This window comes from Kitasatospora sp. NPDC022856, assembly GCF_055561235.1.
In genome coordinates this window covers 65,048-82,999 of the sequence record NZ_JBVHHE010000025.1, presented here as the reverse complement: position 1 = coordinate 82,999, position 17,952 = coordinate 65,048, and the positions used below count along the sequence as shown (strand labels likewise).

The 17,952-nt window shown below is 73.6% G+C and carries 20 protein-coding genes and 1 pseudogene; 11 read left to right on the top strand and 10 right to left on the bottom strand.

The features are described from left to right. The first annotated feature begins 497 nt into the window (after positions 1-497). Together ACZ34W_RS27715 and ACZ34W_RS27710 are read left to right on the top strand one after the other, a co-directional pair. Entirely contained in the window at positions 498-722 is a 225-nt protein-coding gene (locus ACZ34W_RS27715; protein ID WP_465607950.1) for a hypothetical protein, read from the top strand. A 70-nt stretch (positions 723-792) separates the two neighbouring features. Further along, the gene (locus ACZ34W_RS27710) at positions 793-1,836 is read left to right on the top strand and encodes an alpha/beta fold hydrolase (RefSeq protein ID WP_465607988.1); all 1,044 of its coding nucleotides are present in this window, start codon (positions 793-795) and stop codon (positions 1,834-1,836) included. Positions 1,837-1,989: 153 nt separating this feature from the next. Here the strand turns inward: ACZ34W_RS27710 and ACZ34W_RS27705 are convergent, their stop codons facing one another. Further along, complete coding sequence (locus ACZ34W_RS27705; protein WP_465607948.1) at positions 1,990-2,727, bottom strand: alpha/beta hydrolase; 738 nt, start codon at positions 2,725-2,727, stop codon at positions 1,990-1,992. 390 nt (positions 2,728-3,117) lie between these two features. On the opposite strand from ACZ34W_RS27705, the gene ACZ34W_RS27700 reads away from it, so the two are divergent. Further along, on the top strand, positions 3,118-3,900 hold the full coding sequence (locus ACZ34W_RS27700; RefSeq protein ID WP_465607946.1) for an MEDS domain-containing protein: 783 nt from the start codon (positions 3,118-3,120) through the stop codon (positions 3,898-3,900). Further along, positions 3,897-4,862, top strand: a complete 966-nt coding sequence (locus ACZ34W_RS27695) for an anti-sigma factor RsbA family regulatory protein (RefSeq protein ID WP_465607944.1) — start codon at positions 3,897-3,899, stop codon at positions 4,860-4,862. Before ACZ34W_RS27700 ends, ACZ34W_RS27695 begins: the two co-directional genes overlap by 4 nt. A gap of 158 nt (positions 4,863-5,020) precedes the next feature. On the opposite strand, the gene ACZ34W_RS27690 is transcribed toward ACZ34W_RS27695, so the two are convergent. Both ACZ34W_RS27690 and ACZ34W_RS27685 read right to left on the bottom strand, forming a co-directional pair. Then, entirely contained in the window at positions 5,021-5,293 is a 273-nt protein-coding gene (locus tag ACZ34W_RS27690; RefSeq protein WP_329491677.1) for a hypothetical protein, read from the bottom strand. Between the two features lie 142 nt (positions 5,294-5,435). Continuing rightward, on the bottom strand, positions 5,436-5,807 hold the full coding sequence (locus ACZ34W_RS27685) for a winged helix-turn-helix transcriptional regulator (protein WP_329491676.1): 372 nt from the start codon (positions 5,805-5,807) through the stop codon (positions 5,436-5,438). 92 nt (positions 5,808-5,899) lie between these two features. Here ACZ34W_RS27685 and ACZ34W_RS27680 point away from each other — a divergent pair, with 92 nt between their 5' ends. Continuing rightward, the gene (locus ACZ34W_RS27680) at positions 5,900-6,739 is read left to right on the top strand and encodes an SDR family oxidoreductase (RefSeq protein WP_465607986.1); all 840 of its coding nucleotides are present in this window, start codon (positions 5,900-5,902) and stop codon (positions 6,737-6,739) included. Between the two features lie 724 nt (positions 6,740-7,463). Here ACZ34W_RS27680 and ACZ34W_RS27675 read toward each other — a convergent pair. From ACZ34W_RS27675 to ACZ34W_RS27665, 3 genes are all read right to left on the bottom strand, one after another. After that, the gene (locus tag ACZ34W_RS27675; RefSeq protein ID WP_465607941.1) at positions 7,464-8,357 is read right to left on the bottom strand and encodes an RNA polymerase sigma-70 factor; all 894 of its coding nucleotides are present in this window, start codon (positions 8,355-8,357) and stop codon (positions 7,464-7,466) included. Positions 8,358-8,465: 108 nt separating this feature from the next. Continuing rightward, positions 8,466-9,071: a DUF6461 domain-containing protein gene (locus ACZ34W_RS27670; protein ID WP_465607939.1), complete on the bottom strand. Its 606-nt coding sequence runs from the start codon at positions 9,069-9,071 to the stop codon at positions 8,466-8,468. Between the two features lie 251 nt (positions 9,072-9,322). Further along, positions 9,323-10,048, bottom strand: a complete 726-nt coding sequence (locus tag ACZ34W_RS27665) for a TetR/AcrR family transcriptional regulator (protein WP_465607937.1) — start codon at positions 10,046-10,048, stop codon at positions 9,323-9,325. 140 nt (positions 10,049-10,188) lie between these two features. Between ACZ34W_RS27665 and ACZ34W_RS27660 the strand changes: the two genes are divergently transcribed. From ACZ34W_RS27660 to ACZ34W_RS27650, 3 genes are all read left to right on the top strand, one after another. Further along, positions 10,189-11,286 (top strand): alpha/beta hydrolase, encoded by a 1,098-nt coding sequence (locus ACZ34W_RS27660; protein WP_465607935.1) that lies wholly within the window; start codon positions 10,189-10,191, stop codon positions 11,284-11,286. A gap of 70 nt (positions 11,287-11,356) precedes the next feature. Then, positions 11,357-12,094, top strand: a complete 738-nt coding sequence (locus ACZ34W_RS27655) for a VOC family protein (protein ID WP_465607933.1) — start codon at positions 11,357-11,359, stop codon at positions 12,092-12,094. 201 nt (positions 12,095-12,295) lie between these two features. Beyond that, on the top strand, positions 12,296-12,736 hold the full coding sequence (locus ACZ34W_RS27650; protein ID WP_465607931.1) for a hypothetical protein: 441 nt from the start codon (positions 12,296-12,298) through the stop codon (positions 12,734-12,736). 73 nt (positions 12,737-12,809) lie between these two features. Here ACZ34W_RS27650 and ACZ34W_RS27645 read toward each other — a convergent pair whose 3' ends face one another. Next, entirely contained in the window at positions 12,810-13,694 is an 885-nt protein-coding gene (locus ACZ34W_RS27645) for a helix-turn-helix domain-containing protein (protein WP_465607929.1), read from the bottom strand. Positions 13,695-13,844: 150 nt separating this feature from the next. On the opposite strand from ACZ34W_RS27645, the gene ACZ34W_RS27640 reads away from it, so the two are divergent. Beyond that, positions 13,845-14,465, top strand: coding sequence for a YbhB/YbcL family Raf kinase inhibitor-like protein (locus tag ACZ34W_RS27640; RefSeq protein WP_465607927.1), 621 nt, complete (start codon positions 13,845-13,847; stop codon positions 14,463-14,465). Between the two features lie 94 nt (positions 14,466-14,559). Here ACZ34W_RS27640 and ACZ34W_RS27635 read toward each other — a convergent pair whose 3' ends face one another. After that, positions 14,560-15,510: an SDR family NAD(P)-dependent oxidoreductase gene (locus tag ACZ34W_RS27635; RefSeq protein ID WP_465607925.1), complete on the bottom strand. Its 951-nt coding sequence runs from the start codon at positions 15,508-15,510 to the stop codon at positions 14,560-14,562. 241 nt (positions 15,511-15,751) lie between these two features. Next, positions 15,752-16,366 (bottom strand): RNA 2',3'-cyclic phosphodiesterase, encoded by a 615-nt coding sequence (thpR, locus tag ACZ34W_RS27630; protein WP_465607923.1) that lies wholly within the window; start codon positions 16,364-16,366, stop codon positions 15,752-15,754. 62 nt (positions 16,367-16,428) lie between these two features. Here thpR and ACZ34W_RS27625 point away from each other — a divergent pair. Both ACZ34W_RS27625 and ACZ34W_RS27620 read left to right on the top strand, forming a co-directional pair. Beyond that, positions 16,429-16,596 (top strand): annotated as a pseudogene (locus tag ACZ34W_RS27625) (DUF4232 domain-containing protein); the annotation flags it as partial. Between the two features lie 102 nt (positions 16,597-16,698). Continuing rightward, positions 16,699-17,658 (top strand): GlxA family transcriptional regulator, encoded by a 960-nt coding sequence (locus ACZ34W_RS27620; protein WP_465607922.1) that lies wholly within the window; start codon positions 16,699-16,701, stop codon positions 17,656-17,658. A 37-nt stretch (positions 17,659-17,695) separates the two neighbouring features. Here the strand turns inward: ACZ34W_RS27620 and ACZ34W_RS27615 are convergent, their stop codons facing one another. After that, on the bottom strand, positions 17,696-17,947 hold the full coding sequence (locus ACZ34W_RS27615; protein ID WP_465607920.1) for a hypothetical protein: 252 nt from the start codon (positions 17,945-17,947) through the stop codon (positions 17,696-17,698). Between the last annotated feature and the right edge of the window lie 5 nt (positions 17,948-17,952).

Below are 17,952 nucleotides of genomic sequence, written 5' to 3'. Positions count from 1 at the left end.
CCGGCCGGTCCGGCACGTCCCCGGCCGACGACCTGAGTTCAGCCTCAGCGCAGACGCCCCAAAGCGTCGTCGTCGTGCTCGGCGCATCCAGCACAGCGGCAGCGCCGCCCCCGCCGATTGACGGGTGAGGACCGTCGCTTGCCCAGTGATTCGTCTCGCGACAGACGTTCCCCAGGCGATCTCAGCGCGGTGTCCGACGTCCTTCCGCAGAGCACGACCCGGCCGGCGCGGCGATCCGGGCGACGGTACCTGCGGGCCGGCGCCGCGAACCCGAGGCGAAGGCGCGGCAGCCCGTGTGACAGTCTGAACGGATGGCTGACGAGGACTGGGTGAGGATCTTCACCGTCGAGAACGCGACCGGCATGCCGCAGCCCGGGCTGGCCCTCGCGGTGTGACTGCGCGACCACGGCATCGACTGGTCGCCGGTCGACGAGCAGGACATCCGCTGTGACCTGACCTGCGGGCCCGACCGCGAGTCGGGTCGATGGCGGGGCTTCGTGACCGTGTCGGTCCGAGCCGGTGCGCTACGCCCGCTGGGTCTGCACCCGGACCAGCCGACCGCCCGCGCCGCCCTGCCGCTCGCCCCCGACTGGTGGGGCTCCTGGACGCGCAGCCGGAGACCGGCCGTCCGGCGCTCGGAGGTCGCCGCCGCCCGGCGCAGCCTTGCCGCCTACCGCCGGTACGCCCGCGGCTCGGCCGAGGTGCCCTCGACGACGTCATGACGGCCAGGAAACACGGCATGCCCCCATCGGTTGGTGGTGCCTGCTCCCACCGACGAAGCGCTCGCCGTTCATGGCCGGCTCGATGCGGCCCGCATCCCGCAGGTCGAGAGCATGCCGCCAGATCCCCGCAGCGTCGCCGGGCATGGTGGCGAACGTCGCGGCGACCAGTTGTCCGGCCGACGCCGCCCGGCGGCCCGACTCCGTACCCAGGAACCCGCCGCCGCCGGCCTGCGGAGCGCGATGTGACAGGACGGTCGTACCTCCCGGCGGCATCCGGGTCGGTGTAGCTTCGGCTCCCGGAGCGCCCTTTCGGACGCTGGGAGGCATCGCGTTCGGCTCGGGGACCGACCGGTCCACCAACGAGCCGACCTCCGCGGGCGCGCGTGGGAGAGGGGAAGACGTGAGTCACATGATCGACCCGACCGTTCCGCGGGCGCGGCGGATCACTCGCCCCGATGCGATCCTGCGGGGGGAGGAAATCGGTGCCGGACCGACCTGTCTCCTGTTGCATGCCGGTGGCGAACGCCGTCAGGTGTGGGCGCCGGTCAGCGAGTTGCTCGTCGAAGCCGGGTTCCGCTGCGTGGCCTTCGACCAGCGGGGCCACGGCGACAGCGACGGCCGTGCTCGGACGCTGTCCGCGTGCGCGGCGGACGTCGCCGCGATGCTGTTCGCCGAGCCGCCGGGGTGCGTGGTCGTCGGTGCCTCACTGGGCGGGCTCGCCGCCGTCGCCGCCCTCGGCGATCCGGCGGCGCGGGCAAGGGTGGCAGGGCTGGTACTGGTCGACGTCGTCCCCTGCCTCGAACCTGCCCGAGTCCGCCGCTTCCTCGCCGCCGGCGGCCTGGCCGGCACCCACACCGAGCTCGTCGAGGACATCCTCGCCCAGGTCCCCCGGCTACGGCAGATCACCGGCGCACTCGACCTTCCCCTCCTGCTCGTCCACGGCGACACCGGTTCATCCGTCACCGCCGAGGACATCGACCAGTTGCTGCGCCTGGCCCCGCACACCACCGTCCGTTCCGTCCACGGCGCCGGACACCTCATCGCCCGGGAGCGACCCGTGGCGTTGGCCCGAGACGTCATCGCCGTCACCGGCGCCTGGGGCAGCCCGCAGTGATGACGAGGAGACCGAGGAGGCGTGGCGCCGCCGTGGACCCCTGCCGGAGTTCAGCAGGGGCCCACGGTCTGGACCGCCGTGGAGGGCCGGCCTCCGTCCGAGCGGCACACCGGCCGACCTCAGCGACCGCCTGTCACCGGCCCGGTGCCGACCTCACTTCCTCAGGTGACGGGCGAAGAACTGGGCCGCGACGTCTCCCGCGAACCGCGGGACGCCGGTGTGTCCGCCCATGTTGGCGTGCAGGGACTTCTCCTGGGAGCCGAAGGCGTCGAAGAGGTCCAGAGCAGCCTGCCGGTCGTTCCCTTCGTCGTCCCACTGCAGCAGGACGTGCAGCGGGATGGTGACCTGCCGGGCCTCCTCGAACATGGCGCGAGGCACGAGACTCCCGGCGAAGAGCCCGGCGGCCACGATGCGCGGCTCGACCACAGCGAGCCGGATGCCGATCGAGATCACACCCCCCGAGTACCCGACCGGGCCGCCGATCCCGGGCAGCGCAAGGAGGGCGTCCAGGGCGGCCTGCCACTCCGGGACCGCCTTGTCGACCAGCGGGAGGACGAGGGCGTCGACGATCTCGTCGCTGACCGGCTCGCCCGCCTCCATCGCCCGGCGCAGGTCTGCGCGGGCCTGATCGACGGCGGCCAAACGGGGCCGGTCACCGCTTCCGGGGAGTTCGATCGTGGCCGTGGCGAAGCCCTCTGCGGCGGAGTGCCGGGCCCGGTCCACCAGCCGGGGGTACATCTTCCGCAGTCCGAGGGGCGGGTGGCCCAGCAGGATCAGCGGCAGCGGTGAGGATACGGCTGCGGGCGTCCACAGGATGCCCGGAATCTCACCGAGGGTGAATTCGCGTTCGAGGACGCCTTCGTCGAGGCGCCGCTCGGAGGTGAAGCGCATGGTCGTGCCTTTCGGGAGTGCACTGAACGGCGCTCCCGGACGACCTGCCTATCGCCCGACCGTGACCCCGGAGGGGAGCACCCATGTCGATACTGCGTCCACGGGTACCACCTCCTCGATCTCTCGCACGGTCACCGGGAATGTAGCAGCGCACCCCTCGTCCACCAAACGGGTTTTCCCACGGCCCCCGCGAACAGCTTCTCCGGGCCGAGCAGCGGCCTCGTTCACGCGGGGCCCCGACGTGGGAGGGTTGGCGTTCCCCATGGTGGGCAGGCGTAGACCGCACTCCGGCCGCCCGAAACAGCCGGGCATCTGCCGGGAACCGTTATTCTCCTATCACTGCTGGCGGGGGTGACCTGGGAAGGGGGCGGGGTGAGAGCGGCGCGGGCTTTGGCGACCCTGGACGAGGTCGGTCTCGGTGACCACGTCTGCTGGCGGATGGGCCCCGCTGCCACGTTCGCCGACGCGCGGGCCTTTCTGGCGGACGGAGCCCTGTACGGGGACAAGGTCGTGGTTATCGGTTCCCTCGGCACCGCCGAGATCGAACGCGACGGTCATCCCTCCACCTCGGTGGTCCTCGATCTGCCGGACGCACTGGACATGGACATGATGCTTGCTGCGGTGCGCAGGGAAGTCCACACCGCGACCCGGGAGGGCTTCCGGTCCGTACGGGTCCTCACCGAGCGGATGCCCCCGACGGCAGCCTCCGGGGCCGAGGAGCTGCTGGCCGGGGAGCTCAAACTCGACGAGTTCGCTTCGGAGAGCGGCGCCATGGTGGTGTGCGCGTTCCGGCCGTCGCGGTGGGACCGGACTACCCTGGACGGTGTGGCGTGCATGCATCCTCACGAGGTGGGCACACGTGCTGCGCGTCCGTCCTTTCGGATGTTCAGCACGGGCGCCAACAGGTGGAGCGTGGACGGAGTGGTCGACTTTGAGGGCGCGGCCGCGTTCAACGCCGTCGTCCGCGCCGCGGTCAGTAAGTCGTCGATGGTGAAGCTGGGGTTCCACGATCTTGAGCTCATCGACGCTGCCGGCATGCAGGCTCTGGTCGACGCGGCCCGCCACCTGCCGGGCCACCGGGTCGTCGTGGAGGGCGCCAACGAGACCGTGCTCCTCTGCTGGGAGCTGGCGGGTTTCGCGGCCGCCGACCTGCCGGTGGTGATGGCGACATGACCGCGACCGTACCCCCGACGTCCGACCGGGGCGAGAGCCCGTTCCGCCACGAGCTGTACCCCTATCGCGGCGACGCGCAGTTCCTGTCCGGGACCCTGGGATTCATCCACGAGGCCCTGGAGGCCGACGAGGCGGTGGTCGTCGCGGTCCCCTCGGACAAGACCTCGCTGCTGCGCGGCGAACTCGTCGACGAGCCCGCCGTCACCTTCGTCGACACGACGACGGCCGGGCCCAATCCCGGTCGGCACATCGCGGCCTGGTCGGCCTGGATGACCGAGCGGGGTGAAGGCGGCAGGCCGGTACGGGCCATCGGTGAGACCGCCTGGCGCCATGCACGCAGTACAGCGCACCTCTCGGAGCTGCGGTACCACGAGTGGCTGCTGAACCGGGCCTTCGCGCGCAGCGCCACCTGGTCGATGCTGTGCCCCTACGACGCCGCCGACGACGACGAGGACGCCCTGCGATCGCTGTCGCGCTGCCATCCGCTGATCCGCCGGGCCGACCGGGATGCGGCCAACGAGGAGTATCTGAGCGCCGAGGAGTACCCCTTCGAGGAGCTGGCCGGCCCGTGCGATCCCTTCCAGGAACTGAGCTACACAGAGGGTGATATGGCCGCGATCCGCACGAAGGTGACGCAGTGCGCGAGCGACGCGGGTGTCCTGCGGGAGCGGTTGCCGAAACTGGCCGTCGCCGTCACGGAGATCGCGACGAACAGCATCCGCCACGGGGGCGGCCACGGCACCCTGCGCACCTGGGCCCAGGACGCGACGTTCCTCTGCGAGTTCCGTGACTCCGGCTACATCTCCGACGTGATGGCCGGCCGCAGCCGCCCCACCGCTGATCAGATCGGCGGCCGCGGCCTGTGGCTCGCCCACCAGCTCTGCGACCTCGTCGAGATCCGCTCCAGCCGCGCCGGGGGAACCACCATCCGCCTGCACATGGACGCGCCCCGGCAGCAGTAGTGGACCGCCGGAGTCCTGCGGGCGGCGTGAGGGGCGCCGCTTCGCCGACGCCACCGCCCGGCAAGCGCTGACGGGGCCCTTCCGCCGCTGTCCGGAATGGTTCTCGCCGGAATTCAAAGGACGGCGGACAGCCCGGCGGACGCACCGGTCCGGCGCCGTCAGGGGCTGTCGCCCTGCCAGTCCCAGCGGCGCCGGTCCGAGGGTCGCTGTCGGTAGTGGGCGCGGCCGCCGGCACCGAACGCGCCGAGCTCGGTGGCCAGCGCCGCGCCGTGGTCGAGCCGCTCGGCGTCCCAGCCGGTGACGTCCAGGAGCAGGCCGTCGAGCGGGCCGCCGACCAGTTCCCGGTACTCGTGCCCGGGGCGCGGCCCGGGGTCCGGGTCGTCGTGGTCGGCCCCGTACACGCGGCCGCGCAGCAGTGCCTCGTCGTCCATGCCGCCAGCATCCCAGCCGGCACCGACACCGGGCCGGACGGTGGCCCCACGAACCGTCAGGCGTGACAAGACGGTCACCCGTCCACGGCAACGGTCACCGCAACGCGGCGACGGGGTCGGGCAGGTGACGCGGCACCGGGCGCTATTGCGCGCCGCGCGGCGGCAGCCGTTCGGTGATCCGGTCGAACAGGTCCGTCAGCGGCTCGCTGACGTCCCGGCCGAACTCGGTGAGCCCGTAGGTGACCTGAGGCGGCGTCGTCGGCTCCACCTCCCGCCAGACCAGGCCGTCCTGGACCAGGGCGCGCAGGGTCTGGGCGAGCATCTTCTCACTGATGCCCTGGATGCTGTCGCGCAGCTCGTAGAACCGAAGGTCATTGCTCCGCAGGGAGATCAGCACCCAGACGCCCCACCGGCTGGTCACGTGGTCGACCACGTCTCGCGCGGGGCAGTCGGTGTGAAACACCTCATACCGACGGCCCGCCCCGGCTTGCCTCAACTGCGCACCTTCCCTCATGTCCGGAGCTTACCTCCGGGTACGTCCTTACGAGAAGTAAGCCTCTCTCCTAGCGTCAGTTGCCGCAGTACACGACGAACCAGGAGCTGAACATGATCGTGGTGACCGGGGCTACCGGAAACGTGGGCCGTCCTCTGACGCAGGCGCTGGCCGAGGTGGGCGAGCAGGTGACGGCGGTGTCGCGGCGTGCGGCGGCGGTGCCGGACGGAGTCCGGCACGTGGTGGCCGACCTGGCGGAGCCGACGAGCCTCGTACCCGTGCTGGACGGGGCGAAGGCGCTCTTCCTCCTGCTGTCCGGCGACCTGCACGCCGCCGGGGCCAGGCCGGCCGACCTCATCGGCCTGGCCGCGGCCGCCGGGGTCCGCCGGGTCGTCCTGCTCTCCTCGCAGGGCGTGGCCACCAGGCCGCTCGATCCGTCACGGGTGGCGATGCGCGCGGTGGAGGACGCCTTGCGGGAGTCCGGCCTGGACTGGGCCGTCCTGCGTCCGGGCGGCTTCGCCTCGAACGCCCTGGCCTGGGCGCAGTCCGTCCGCACGGAGGGGACGGTCGCCGCGCCCTTCGGCGACGTGGGGGTGCCGGTCGTCGACCCGCTGGACATCGCCGGGGTCGCGGCGGCCTGCCTGCTGGACGACCGGCACACCGGCCGGGTGTACGAGCTGACCGGACCGGAGGTGATCACGCCCCGACGGCAGGCGGAGGCGCTCGCCGCCGTGCTCGGCTCCCCCCTGCGGTTCCACGAACTCACCCGCGAGGAGGCCAGGGCCACGATGACCCGGTTCGTGCCGGTGGAACTCGCCGACGACACCCTGGACATCATCTCCGCCCCGAACCCGGCCGAACTGCGGATCAGCCCGGACGTGGAACGAGTCCTCGGCCGCGCCCCGCACCCCTTCACCGAGTGGGTCACCCGCAACATCGCCGCGTTCCGCTGAGGCACGACCCACCCGCACCACCCGGGCGCCTCGCGCGGCAGCGACCGCACGAGGCGCCCGCCTCCGCCGGCCACTTCCACAGGTCACCGCCACAGCGCCACCGCCGACGGCTCACCTGAGGAAGCCGCACACCGGCCACCCGGACCCCGCTCCGACGACGGAGAGACCGGGACGAGCCGGACGGCCGGGTCCGACGACGGCGATCACGCCGGGCCGCACAGCCCTCGGCCGCCCACTACCGGACGTTCACCCGCCCGGAGAAGCGACGACGTCTCCCGCCGCACGGTCGCCCGACGCCGGGTGGCGCGGACCAGCACGGTGACCAGTGCCGCGAGGTCCGGGGCGCCGGCCGGATCGTCCGCGTAGCGGGTGGTCGGCAGGCGCCCACGTCCCACGCGCCCACGACGACCGCAGCGCGCACCGACGGGGCGGGCCGTCCGCACGGCCGGCCCGCCCCGACCGGCGTCGCCGCGTACGGTCGCGCCGGAGTCAGCGGGCGACCTTCTCGGCCAGGTACGCCTCCCAGGTCCGCCTGCCCGCCGGTCGGTCGGGCGCGGTCAGGGCGCCGGAGCGGAAGGCGGCGCCGATCCTTCAGCCCGGTGCGGCGCGCCCGGTCCAGTACCTCCCGGCCGAGCACGCCCGTTGCGCCGGTCACCATGATCGCGTCGTACTTCATCAGCCACAGCCCTTCTCGTTCTGCCGTCACCGATGAGGAACCGACGACTCACGTGTTCTGTGACAACCCGGAGCACTGATGCGCCAGGAAGGCCAGTTTGTCCGGGTTCCTGATGAGCCGCACGCCGGTGATTCCGGCTCCACCGAGCTCCAGCACACCGCAGGACGTCAGTGCGCCACCCTCCCAGCCCAGCACCATCGCGGTGCCGTTCGCCTCGACGACCTCGATCCGCACCCCGTTCGCCCACCGGGCGAACAGACCCGCCAGGAACCGGGCCACGTTCTCCCGGCCGACGACCGGCCGACGCGCCGCGCCCACCTTGCCGCCGCCGTCCGACCAGGCGACCACCTGTCCGGCGAGCAGTTCCTCCAGCTGCGCCAGCTCGCCGTGCGCCGCGGCCTCCAGGAACCGCAGCACCAACTCGCGGCTCTCCCCCTGGGAGGAGACGAACCTCGGCCGCTCGTCGCCCAGATGCTGCTTGGCCCTGCGGTACAGCTGCCGCGCGTTCGCCTCCGAGCAGTCGAGCACGTCTGCGACGTCCCGGTGGCTGTAGTCGAAGGCGTCGCGGAGCACCATCGCCGCCCGCTCGGGCGGGGTCAACCGCTCCATCATCACCAGGACGGCCAGCGACACCGCGTCCCGCTGCTCCGCCGTCTCCATCGGCCCGAGCGCCCCGCCGTCGGTCCGGACCGGCTCCGGCAGCCACGGTCCGACGTACTCCTCGCGTCGGGCCCGCGCCGACGTCAGCCGGTTCAGGCACAGGTTGGTGGTCACCTTGGCCAGCCACGGCCCCGGCGCGGCGATCCGCTCCCGCTCGGCCCCGTGCCACCTCAGGTAGGCGTCCTGCACGGCGTCCTCGGCCTCCGCCGCCGATCCGAGCATCCGGTACGCCAACGAGAACAAGCGAGGCCGGTGCGCCTCGAACTCCTGAGCCTTCTCCATGGGAGCACACGCTAAATGATCACTCTCGGGAACCGGCACCTCGGCGGCGGATCGCCCGCGCGCCGGGAGCGGCGTAGAAGCCCGTGCCGGGCGACCGGACCGGGCGGATCACCCGACCCGGTCGGGACGCGGCCGGAGCTGGGCGCTGAGAACAGCCCCACCCGAGAGATCGGCGGGGTCGACACCCGCGCCGAGCCCCTCGGCGAGACGGTAGAAGAGGCCGCGCATGCCCAGCGGTCCGGTCTCCCCGGTGTCCGGGCAGGCGCCCAGCGCCCGCAGTTCGGCGTCGAAGCGGTGGGGGTCCCGGCCGGTGCGGTGCCGGGGCTCGATGCCGAGGAGGGTGTGCAGACCGGTGACCAGCTGCCCGTCCTCGGCGTAGCGGAAGTCCACCAGGGGCTTCTCGTTGGCGTGCAGGGACAGCGCCGCCGTCCCCGTCGAGAGCTCACCGAGCAGTTCCTCGTCCTCGACGCACAGCCAACTGCCGTGCTCCCAGACCCACGCCCACGCCCCGTACCGGCCGGCGGTCACCACATAGGCGTCGTCCTCGTAGAGGAGGTCGTCGAACTCGTCCCTGAACGCCTCCTGGGTGCGCTCGGCCAGCGTGTCGGGGTCCGCGCCCATCCGCTCCAGGAGCCCGCGCGCAGTGAGGTCACGGGCGAAGGTGACGCTCAGCAGCGGCAGGTCCGTCCCGTACATCCAGCCCAGGCCACTCATCCGTAGTCCCTCCGTGCAGCGGTCGGCTCTCCCCGCGAGGCTAGACGGCGGGTACGACAGTCCGGCCCCTGCCGGGTCGGGGCACGGGCCGCACGCCGTGTCGTCCAGGTACCACCCGGCCCCCTTCGTTCCCACTCTCGTCGGCCCTCCCACGGACAACGGACAGCGGACAGCGGACAGCGGACAGCGGACAGCGGCACCCACGCCCGGCGTCGCCCACCCCACCACCGTCGGGTGGGCCGGCGCGGCGGTCAGGCCCGGTCGACGAGGAGGGCGGTTCCGTCGAGGATGCGGTTCAGGCCGGAGTCCAGCGGGTCCTCGGCCCGGGGGGCGAAGGCTCCGGCCGCGATGGCGGCGGCGAGGGCGGGGTAGCGGTGGGCGTGGCGGTCGCGGGTGTCGGCGGCGAGGCGGTTCCACTCCTGCTCCCCCTCCTCGTCGCGGTCGACGAGTTGCTGGGCGAGGTTGCGGATGTGGCCGATGACCAGGAGGACGGTGTCGTGCTGCTGGGCGGCGGACAGTCCGGTCGGGGCCAGCACGGCCAGGGCGGCGTCGAGCCAGGCCAGTTGGTTGGGGCCCATGAGCTGGCGGCGCATGGCGGTGGCGGTCAGGATCCAGGGATGGCGGCGGTAGAGCGCCCAGCACTGGCGGGCCCACTCGGTGAGCCCGGGGCGCCAGCCGGCGGACCCGGCGACGGCCTCGGAGGGTACGCCGAGGGCGGAGTCCACCATCAGGTCGACCAGTTCGGCCTTGCCGGGGAAGTACCGGTACAACGCCATGGTGGTGACGCCGAGTTCGGCGGCGACACGCTGCATGGAGACCGCGTCCAGGCCTTCGGCGTCGGCGACCTCGATGGCGCCGGCCACGATCCGCCCGGCGGTCAGTGACGGCTTCGGCCCGCGCCGGGGCTGGTCCTGCTCGCCCCACAGCAGCGCCAGGCTCACCTTCGGGTCGCGCTTCTTCTCCCTGCCGGCGGCCATGCGGGCTCCTCACTGCGTGCGACCGGTCGACCGGCCGCTCCCTCTCGTCGGCGGCCACCGCTTCTCGTTGACGACGCCTCAGAACTGTGTATAACATAAACTCAATTGCTTATTCGATACACAGTTCAGGGGAGCCAGCCATGCTCGACACCGTTCTCATCGCCACCGCCGCCGCCACCGCCGTCGCCGCCACACCCGTCGCCCTCCTCCTCGGCCACCGCCGGATCAGGCAGGCCGCGAACGCCCGGCTGATGCGGATCACCACCCCCGACGGCGTCGACGAGCAGGAGTTCGTCCGCATCGGCGGGATCGAGCAGTGGATCTCCATCCGAGGCGAGGACCTGGCCAACCCGGTGATCCTGGAGATCCACGGCGGGCCCGGCGCCTCCAACGCGATCTACGGGCCCCGTACCCGGGCCTGGGAGAAGCACTTCACGATCGTCCGCTGGGACATGCGCGGCACCGGCAAGACCCTCGGCCGCTCCGGCGCCGACCACCAGGGCGAGCTCGGCTTCGCCCGGATGTACCAGGACGCCGTCGAGGTCACCGACTTCGTGCGCGCCCGGCTCGGCGTCGACCGGGTCGTCCTGGTCGCCAACTCCTTCGGCAGCGCCTTCGGACTGCGCCTGGCCCGCCAGTACCCCGACCGCTATTGCGCCTACGTCGGCACGGACCAGAAGATCCACGACGCCGACGGTGACGACGCCGACCACGTCGCCCTGCTGGCCCGGCTGCGCGCCGCGGGCAAGCGCAAGGAGCTCGCCGCCGTCGGAGCGATCGACCGCGACCGCCGGACGTGGACCGCCGAGCAGTACGGCACCTACGCGAAGATCGCCGCCACCACCGACCCGCTGACCTTCAGCACCATGAAGTCCGTGGTCATGAGGTCGCTCTGGTTCTCCCCGCTGCACTCGCTGAGCGAACTCGGCACCCTCGGCAAGGGGATGAAGCTCTCCGAGCAGATCCTCCCCGACACCGCCGGCTTCGACGACCGGGCCGACGGCACCTGCTTCGAGCTGCCGTTCTTCGTCTTCCAGGGCGACCAGGACGTGCTCAACCCGACCGACCGGGCCCGGTGCTTCCTCGACGACGTGCAGGCGCCGGTCAAGGAGTTCGCCCTGATCAGGGACGCCGGCCACTTCGCGTCCTTCCGCCACCCCGACCAGTTCCTGCACCTGATGCTCACCAAGGTCCGGCCGGTCGTCGCCACCGCCGGGCTGCACGCCGCGGGCCGGTGAGGTTGCCGGGGAGACGGGTCTTCCGCGCGCACTCGGGTGCGGGCCCGCGACAGCTTCTATGATCTTCGGCATGGCAACCCGACTTGTGCAGATCAACATGAAGGCCCGGGACGACTCCGCGCTCGGCCGGTTCTGGGCGGAGGCGCTCGGTTGGGGCCTCGACAGCGAGGGGCCCGGCGTGACCAACCTCGAACCCGTCGGCTTCAGCTACCCCGATCCCACGGCCGTCTGCATCGATCTCATTGCCCGGCCGGAACCCAAAACGGTCAAGAATCGGGTGCACCTCGACCTGGCCACCACCTCGACGGCCCATCAGACGGAGCTGGTCGCACGGCTGCGGGACCTCGGCGCGACGCTCGCCGACGTCGGTCAGGGCGACGTCCCCTGGACCGTCATGGCCGACCCGGAGGGCAACGAGTTCTGCGTCCTGGAGCCCCGCACGGTCTACCGGGACACCGGGCCGATCGCCGCGGTGGTGGTCGACTGCGCCGACCCACGGGCGATGGCCCGGTTCTGGGGCGAGGCGATGGACTGGACGCTGCACGAGGTCACCGACGACTACGCGACCATGCGCTCCGCCGCAGGCGTCGGCCCCTACCTGGAGTTCATCCGCACCCCCGACACCAAGAGCGGGTGGAACCGCGTCCACCTCGACCTCCGCCCCTACCGCGGTGACGACCACGCGGCGGAGGCGGACCGGCTGCGCGCCCTGGGCGCCACCGACCCCGGTGTCGACCAGTCCGAGATCCACTGGACGATCCTGGTCGACCCGGAAGGCAACGAGTTCTGTCTCCTCAGCCCCGGCTGACTCCGGCCGAGGCCCGACCGGCTCCGACCGGCCCGGAGAGCGCGGGCGTCCGCCGCACCCGGGTGGCGGACGCCGGCAGGACCGGGGACCGGCCGGCGCCGGGCCGGCGCGACCTCGCCCGCGCGAGGGGCGGGCGCCGCTCCACCCGGTCGCCGAGGCCCTGCTGCACGGGGCGGCGGCGGGGCAGGCTAGGTTACCCGGGTGAGTCTCCTCGATGATGTGGCCGAGCACGACAGCTGGCGATGCTGGGTGTGCGACGAACCGGTCGACCCCGACAAGTCGGTGAACGACCCGCGCGGGCCAAGCGTTGACAGCCGGACCGCCGACCGGAAGGCCAAGGTCGCCGAGCGGCTCGCGCACCGCGCGTGCAACTCCCGCAAGGGCGCGGTCAAGGTGGTCATCGCCTGGCCGGACCGCCTGTACGTGGTCGAGCCCGCGCCGCTGATCGCCGTGGCCGCGAGGCTGGAGCGCAAGGGCGGCCGCGAGATCGTGGGCCGCTGCCCGACCAGGCAGGACGCCCAGGAAGCCGCGGACTGGCTGGTGGACCGGTTCTCCCGGCTGGTACCGGACCTGCCGGTGACCGCCCACATCGAGCCGGGCGGCGGCCAGTTCCTCGTCACCCTGGCCACCGGCCGCCGCTGACCGGGGATCACCGGCACGAGCGTCACAGGCCGAACCAGCACCCGGGCGGGACCCGCCCGGACGGTCCGGCGACTCAGGCCGTCCGGGCCGCCTTGAGCACCTGGGCCGACGTGCCCACGGCGCCCTGCGAGTAGCCGGCGATCAACAGGCGCAGCGCCCGCTCGGTCGCCCCGTCCGCCGGGGTAAGCACCATCAGCCGCTGGTCGGAGCCGTCCGTGGCGGCGAGCTGGTCGTAGCAGAGGGCCAGCTCCCCGCCCACCGGGTGTCGCATCCGCTTGCTGCCGTGGGACCGCTCGCGCACCGTCCTGTCCTCCCACCATTGGGCGAACTCCGGGCTGCCGTCCAGGAGTTGCGCCACGACCGCGTGCAGCCGCGGGTCGCCTCGATGCCGTGCGGAGGCCGAGCGCAGCGCACCGACCGTCTCCCGCGCGAACTGCTCCCAGGACGGCTGGGTCCGGCGGTTCTCCGGGTCCAGGAAGGTCAGGCACGCCGTGTTGGCGGCCGTACCGGTGCCGAACCCGTCGCCGAACAGCGCGCGGGCCGCGCTGTTCCACGCCAGGACGTCGAGGCGGTGGTCGATGACGTAGGCGGGCAGCAGCGGCATGCCGTCCAGTACCGCCCGCAGGGACGCCGCCGGCGCGGTGGCGACGTGCCGGCGCGGGGGCACCTCGCCGCGCGCGGTGAGGTGCACGTACTCGCGCTCCGCGGGGGTCAGCCGCAGCGCGTCGGCGATCCCCTCCAGCACCGCCGAGCCGGGGGTCCCGGCGCGGCCCTGCTCCAGCCGGATGTACCAGTCCACGCTCACCGCCGCGAGCTCGGCCACCTCCTGGCGGCGCAGGCCCGGGGTGCGGCGGCGCGCGCCCGCCCGCAGGCCGACGTCGCCCGGCAGGGTCCGCTCGCGCGTCGCCCGCAGGAACGCGCCCAGTTCGGCGCGGGGCCCGTTCTGTCGATCGTTCACAGCGACATCGTCGCCGGTCGGGCGCCGCGCGGTCCACGCCGGAGGGTGGCACGCCGCGTACCAGGATGCGCGCGGCCTCCCCCGGGGCGCCGGGCGCCGGAAGGCTGGTCCCGACCGAACACCACCGTGCGACCCGGAACGGAACCACCCATGAAGCGCTCGACCCGCGTGACCGCCCTCGCCGCCACCACGGCCGCCACCGTCGCCCTCGCCGGCGCCGCCTCGACGGCGGCCCACTCCGCCACCCAATCGGACCGCTTCGGGCACACCGAGGTGCGCGCGGGCGTCCCCCGGCACACGCCCCGGTTCACCGTGACCAGCCCCGACTGGCGGAACGGGACGGTCCCGGCGGCCGGCTACGCGAACGCCTTCGGCTGCTCCGGCGCCAACCAGGCACCGACCGTCCACTGGTCCGGCGCCCCCGCCGGCACCCGCAGCTACGCCGTCTCGCTCTTCGACCCGGACGCGCCGACCGGCAGCGGCTTCTGGCACGCGATAACCTGGGACATCCCGGCCACCGTCACGACCCTCACCGGCGCCACACCGGCCGGCGCGGTCGCGGGGCCCAACGACACCGGCGCCACCGGCTACCTGGGCCCCTGCCCGCCGGCCGGCGACCGCGCGCACCACTACGTGCTCCGGGTGGTGGCGCTGGACGTGCCCGGCCTAGGCCTGGCCGCGACCAGCACCCCCGCCGTGGCCTCCTTCTCGATGGCGATGAGCGGACACATCCTCGCCACCGCCGAGCTGACCGCCACGGCCCGGCGCTGACCCGCCCGGCGCTGACCGTCCCGGCTCCCGGGGCGGCGCCGACCACGACGGTGGCACGGAGCACCGGGAGCCGCTTCCACACCGGGAGCCGCGTCTAGAGGAGGCCCAGGTGGGCCTCGACGCCGGCCTCGTCGCAGCTGGCGTCCCACAGGGGCCCGGCGACGGCCGGATCGGTCATGTGGGCCCGCGCGGGCTCCAGCCGCGGCGCGCCGCGCAGGCCGAAGGCCCTGGGCCCCCACAACTGCCCTCCCCGCACCCGCGGGTCCAGGACCGCCCGGACGATCGGCCACGCCCCGGCGTCCTTGCCCTGGAGCAGCAGCCCGGCGGGCAGCGCGCGCAGCCGGGTGCCCCGGGACGCCGCGTGCACCCCCGGGCGGGTCGGGGTCAGGGAGTCCAGGGCGCCGCCGGGGTGGGCCACCACGCTGAGCAGGGTGCTGCCGCGGGCGCGCAGGCGGCGGTCCAGCTCGAAGGCGAAGGACATCTGCGCCAGCTTCGACCGGCCGTAGGTACGACTGGCGCGGTAGTCCCGAAGCGACTGGAGGTCGTCCGGGTCCAGCCGTTCGGAGCGCGCCGCGAAGCTCCCCACCGTGACGATCCGGGCGGCCGGCGCCGCGGACAGCAGGGGCGCCAGTGCCCGGGTCAGCGCGACGTGGCCGAGGTGGTTGACCCCGAACATCAGCTCGTGACCGTCCTCCGTCGTCCGCCGCGGCGGGTCGTCGAGCGCGACGCCCGCGTTGTGGACCACCGCGTCGAGGCGGTCGAGCCCGAGGCCGTCCGCCACGCCGCGCACGGATGCCAGGTCGGCGAGGTCCAGCGGAAGGTGGCGCAGCCGGGCGGCGGGAACACGCGACCGGATCGCCGCCATGGCGGCACCCGCCCTCCCCCGGTCCCGGCAGCCGAGCACCACGACGGCCCCGGTCGCGGCGAGCTGCTCCGCGACGAAGTAGCCGATCCCGGCGTTGCCTCCGGTGACCAGGAAGGACTTGCCGGCGGCGGACGGCAACCGGTGGACGTCCCACGGCGGGCTCAGGGGTGCGGGGGTCATGACGAGCGGCTCCTTCGGCTGGGGGAGGTGTGCGGGACGGCGGCGCCGACCTGACCCATCACACAGCGGCCGACTCACCGATCACTGATAGATCGCCGTCATCACCGACAGCCCCCCGTCACCTCCCCGAACGCACCGCCGGGTACGGCGCCTCGGCCAGCGGTCGAGCACCGCTCGGAGGCGGCTGATCCCCCGGCCGCCCCCACCGCGGCCGCAAGGCCGCAAGGCCGCAAGGCCTCAGTCACGGCTCGCTGGGAACGTCCTCGCCGCCGGTGCGGGCGGCGGCGAATCGCCATGCCTCGATGTCGCGGTAGCGGATCGGCCCGGGGCCGCGGCCGATGTTGCTGCCGACGAGGTGGAGGCGTTCGGTCCGCCAGGACCGGCCCACGAACCCGGCGAGTCCGGCCGCGGCCTGCGGCACGCTGGTGGGGTCGTCGCGGCGGGACCGTGCCAGCGTCAGATGGGGGCGCAGGGGGCGTTCCGTGAACGTGATCCCGCAGGACCTGATCACGCTCCGGACGTCGGTGGCGAGCAGGTGCAGTCCGTCCAGGTCGCCGTCGATCCCGCTCCACAGCAGGCGCTGGTCGAAGTGGCCGCCGCCCCGCAGGCCCAGGCGCAGAGCCGGGCGCGACGCGGCCTGGCCGGCCAGCGCCGACCGCAGCAGCGGCACCGCCGTGGCGGGCAGTTCGCCGAGGAAGGCGAGGGTGATGTGCCAGTCCTCGATCCGGTTCCACCGCAGCCGCGGGTACCCGGCGTAGGCGGGTCGCAGGGCCCGGGCCAGTTCGTCCTTGGCATCGTCGGGCGGGGCCAGCGCCACGAAGACGCGCAGGGTCGAGGGCTCGGGTCGATCGTCCACGAGGGGGCAGGCTAGCCGAGGCCGGTCCGCCCGCGCGCGCCGGGGGCGAGGGTGCGCGGCGGGACGGGCGCGGCTCGGGCGTTCGCGTCACCGGGCTGGTCGTGACCCCGCCGGACGAGACGAAGCCGGTCCACCTCACCTGGCCGGGCACCCGCGCCCTGCCCGTCACGGACGGCGGCGGCTCCCCGGTGGAGGTCGGCCCGATCGGAAGCGCCGGCCAGGGCAACTGACGCACCCACCGGGCGCACCGCCGAAGGCCGTCCGGCCGGTGCGCCGCCGGCCGGCCAGCGTCCGGGGCCGACCGGGGTCAAGGCTCCACGTAACCTCTTCCTGTGCCCGACTCCCGCCTGCTTCGCGTCGCCGTCCTCGTCCTGGAGGGCGCGAAACCGCTCGATGTCGGCATTCCCGCCCAGGTCTTCACGACCCGCGCGAGCATGCCGTACGAGGTGCGGGTGTGCGGGGCCGCGCCAGGTCCGGTGACCGGCGGCGACGGCCTGTCGTACCTCGTCGCCCACGGCCTCGACGCGCTGGCATGGGCCGACATCGTCTTCGTCCCCGGGTACCGGTTCCCGGGCCGCGACGACCCGCCGCGGGCCGTCGTGGACGCGCTGATCGCCGCCCACCACCGGGGCGCGCGGCTCGCCGCCATCTCGACGGGCGCCTTCGCGCTCGCCGCCACGGGCCTGCTCGACGGCAAGCGCGCCACGACGCACTGGCACTACGCGCGGGCGCTCGCGGCGAAGCACCCGCTCGTCCAGGTCGACGAGAACGTCCTGTTCGTCGACGAGGGCAGCGTCCTGACGTCCGCCGGCGCGGCCTCGGGCATCGACCTGTGCCTGCACATCCTGCGCGGCGACCTCGGGGTGGCCGCGTCGAACCACGCCGCCCGTCGCCTGGTCGCCGCCCCCTACCGCAGCGGCGGCCAGGCGCAGTACGTGCCGCGCAGTGTGCCCGAGCCACTCGGCGAGCGGTTCGCCGCCACCCGCGAGTGGGCGCTGCACCGGCTCGGCGAGCCCCTCACCCTCGACCTGCTCGCCCGGCACGCCGCGGTGTCGCCGCGCACCTTCTCGCGGCGCTTCGTCGACGACACGGGGTACACGCCGATGGAGTGGGTCATGCGGGCCCGCCTGGACCGGGCCCGTGAGCTGCTGGAACGCTCCGAGCGGCACATCGAGCAGATCGCCGCCGACGTCGGTCTGGGCACCGGTGCCAATCTGCGGCTGCACTTCCGTCGCATCCTCGGCACGACGCCGAGCGAGTACCGGCGCACCTTCACGGCCCAGCAGTCCTAGGAGCAGCCCGGGCCGTTCCACGCGGGGTGTTCCGGGTCTACGGCGTCCCGGCCGGGGGCGGGCCGGAGGCTCCGACGGCCTTGGCGCAACGCGTGGCGAGGTGCGCGAACGCGCTCCCGAGTTCGGGCGGGCCGACGACCTCGATGTCGGCGTCGAAGCTGCCCGGGGCGGCGGCCAGGCCGGTCCAGGGCCAGGATCCGAGGACGAGTCGGCAGCGGTCGGGGCCGAGCGCTTCGACGATCCCGTCCCGGGCGAAGCCGGCGACGGTGGGGGCGGGGAGGCCGAGCACGACCT

Coding starts and splice junctions, on each gene's coding strand:
- ACZ34W_RS27710 (WP_465607988.1), top strand. CDS start 793: ATGGCCGGCTCGATGCGGCCCGCATCCCGCAGGTCGAGAGCATGCCGC.
- ACZ34W_RS27705 (WP_465607948.1), bottom strand. CDS start 2,727: ATGCGCTTCACCTCCGAGCGGCGCCTCGACGAAGGCGTCCTCGAACGC.
- ACZ34W_RS27695 (WP_465607944.1), top strand. CDS start 3,897: ATGACCGCGACCGTACCCCCGACGTCCGACCGGGGCGAGAGCCCGTTC.
- ACZ34W_RS27690 (WP_329491677.1), bottom strand. CDS start 5,293: ATGGACGACGAGGCACTGCTGCGCGGCCGCGTGTACGGGGCCGACCAC.
- ACZ34W_RS27685 (WP_329491676.1), bottom strand. CDS start 5,807: ATGAGGGAAGGTGCGCAGTTGAGGCAAGCCGGGGCGGGCCGTCGGTAT.
- ACZ34W_RS27680 (WP_465607986.1), top strand. CDS start 5,900: ATGATCGTGGTGACCGGGGCTACCGGAAACGTGGGCCGTCCTCTGACG.
- ACZ34W_RS27675 (WP_465607941.1), bottom strand. CDS start 8,357: ATGGAGAAGGCTCAGGAGTTCGAGGCGCACCGGCCTCGCTTGTTCTCG.
- ACZ34W_RS27670 (WP_465607939.1), bottom strand. CDS start 9,071: ATGAGTGGCCTGGGCTGGATGTACGGGACGGACCTGCCGCTGCTGAGC.
- ACZ34W_RS27665 (WP_465607937.1), bottom strand. CDS start 10,048: ATGGCCGCCGGCAGGGAGAAGAAGCGCGACCCGAAGGTGAGCCTGGCG.
- ACZ34W_RS27660 (WP_465607935.1), top strand. CDS start 10,189: ATGCTCGACACCGTTCTCATCGCCACCGCCGCCGCCACCGCCGTCGCC.
- ACZ34W_RS27655 (WP_465607933.1), top strand. CDS start 11,357: ATGGCAACCCGACTTGTGCAGATCAACATGAAGGCCCGGGACGACTCC.
- ACZ34W_RS27640 (WP_465607927.1), top strand. CDS start 13,845: ATGAAGCGCTCGACCCGCGTGACCGCCCTCGCCGCCACCACGGCCGCC.
- ACZ34W_RS27635 (WP_465607925.1), bottom strand. CDS start 15,510: ATGACCCCCGCACCCCTGAGCCCGCCGTGGGACGTCCACCGGTTGCCG.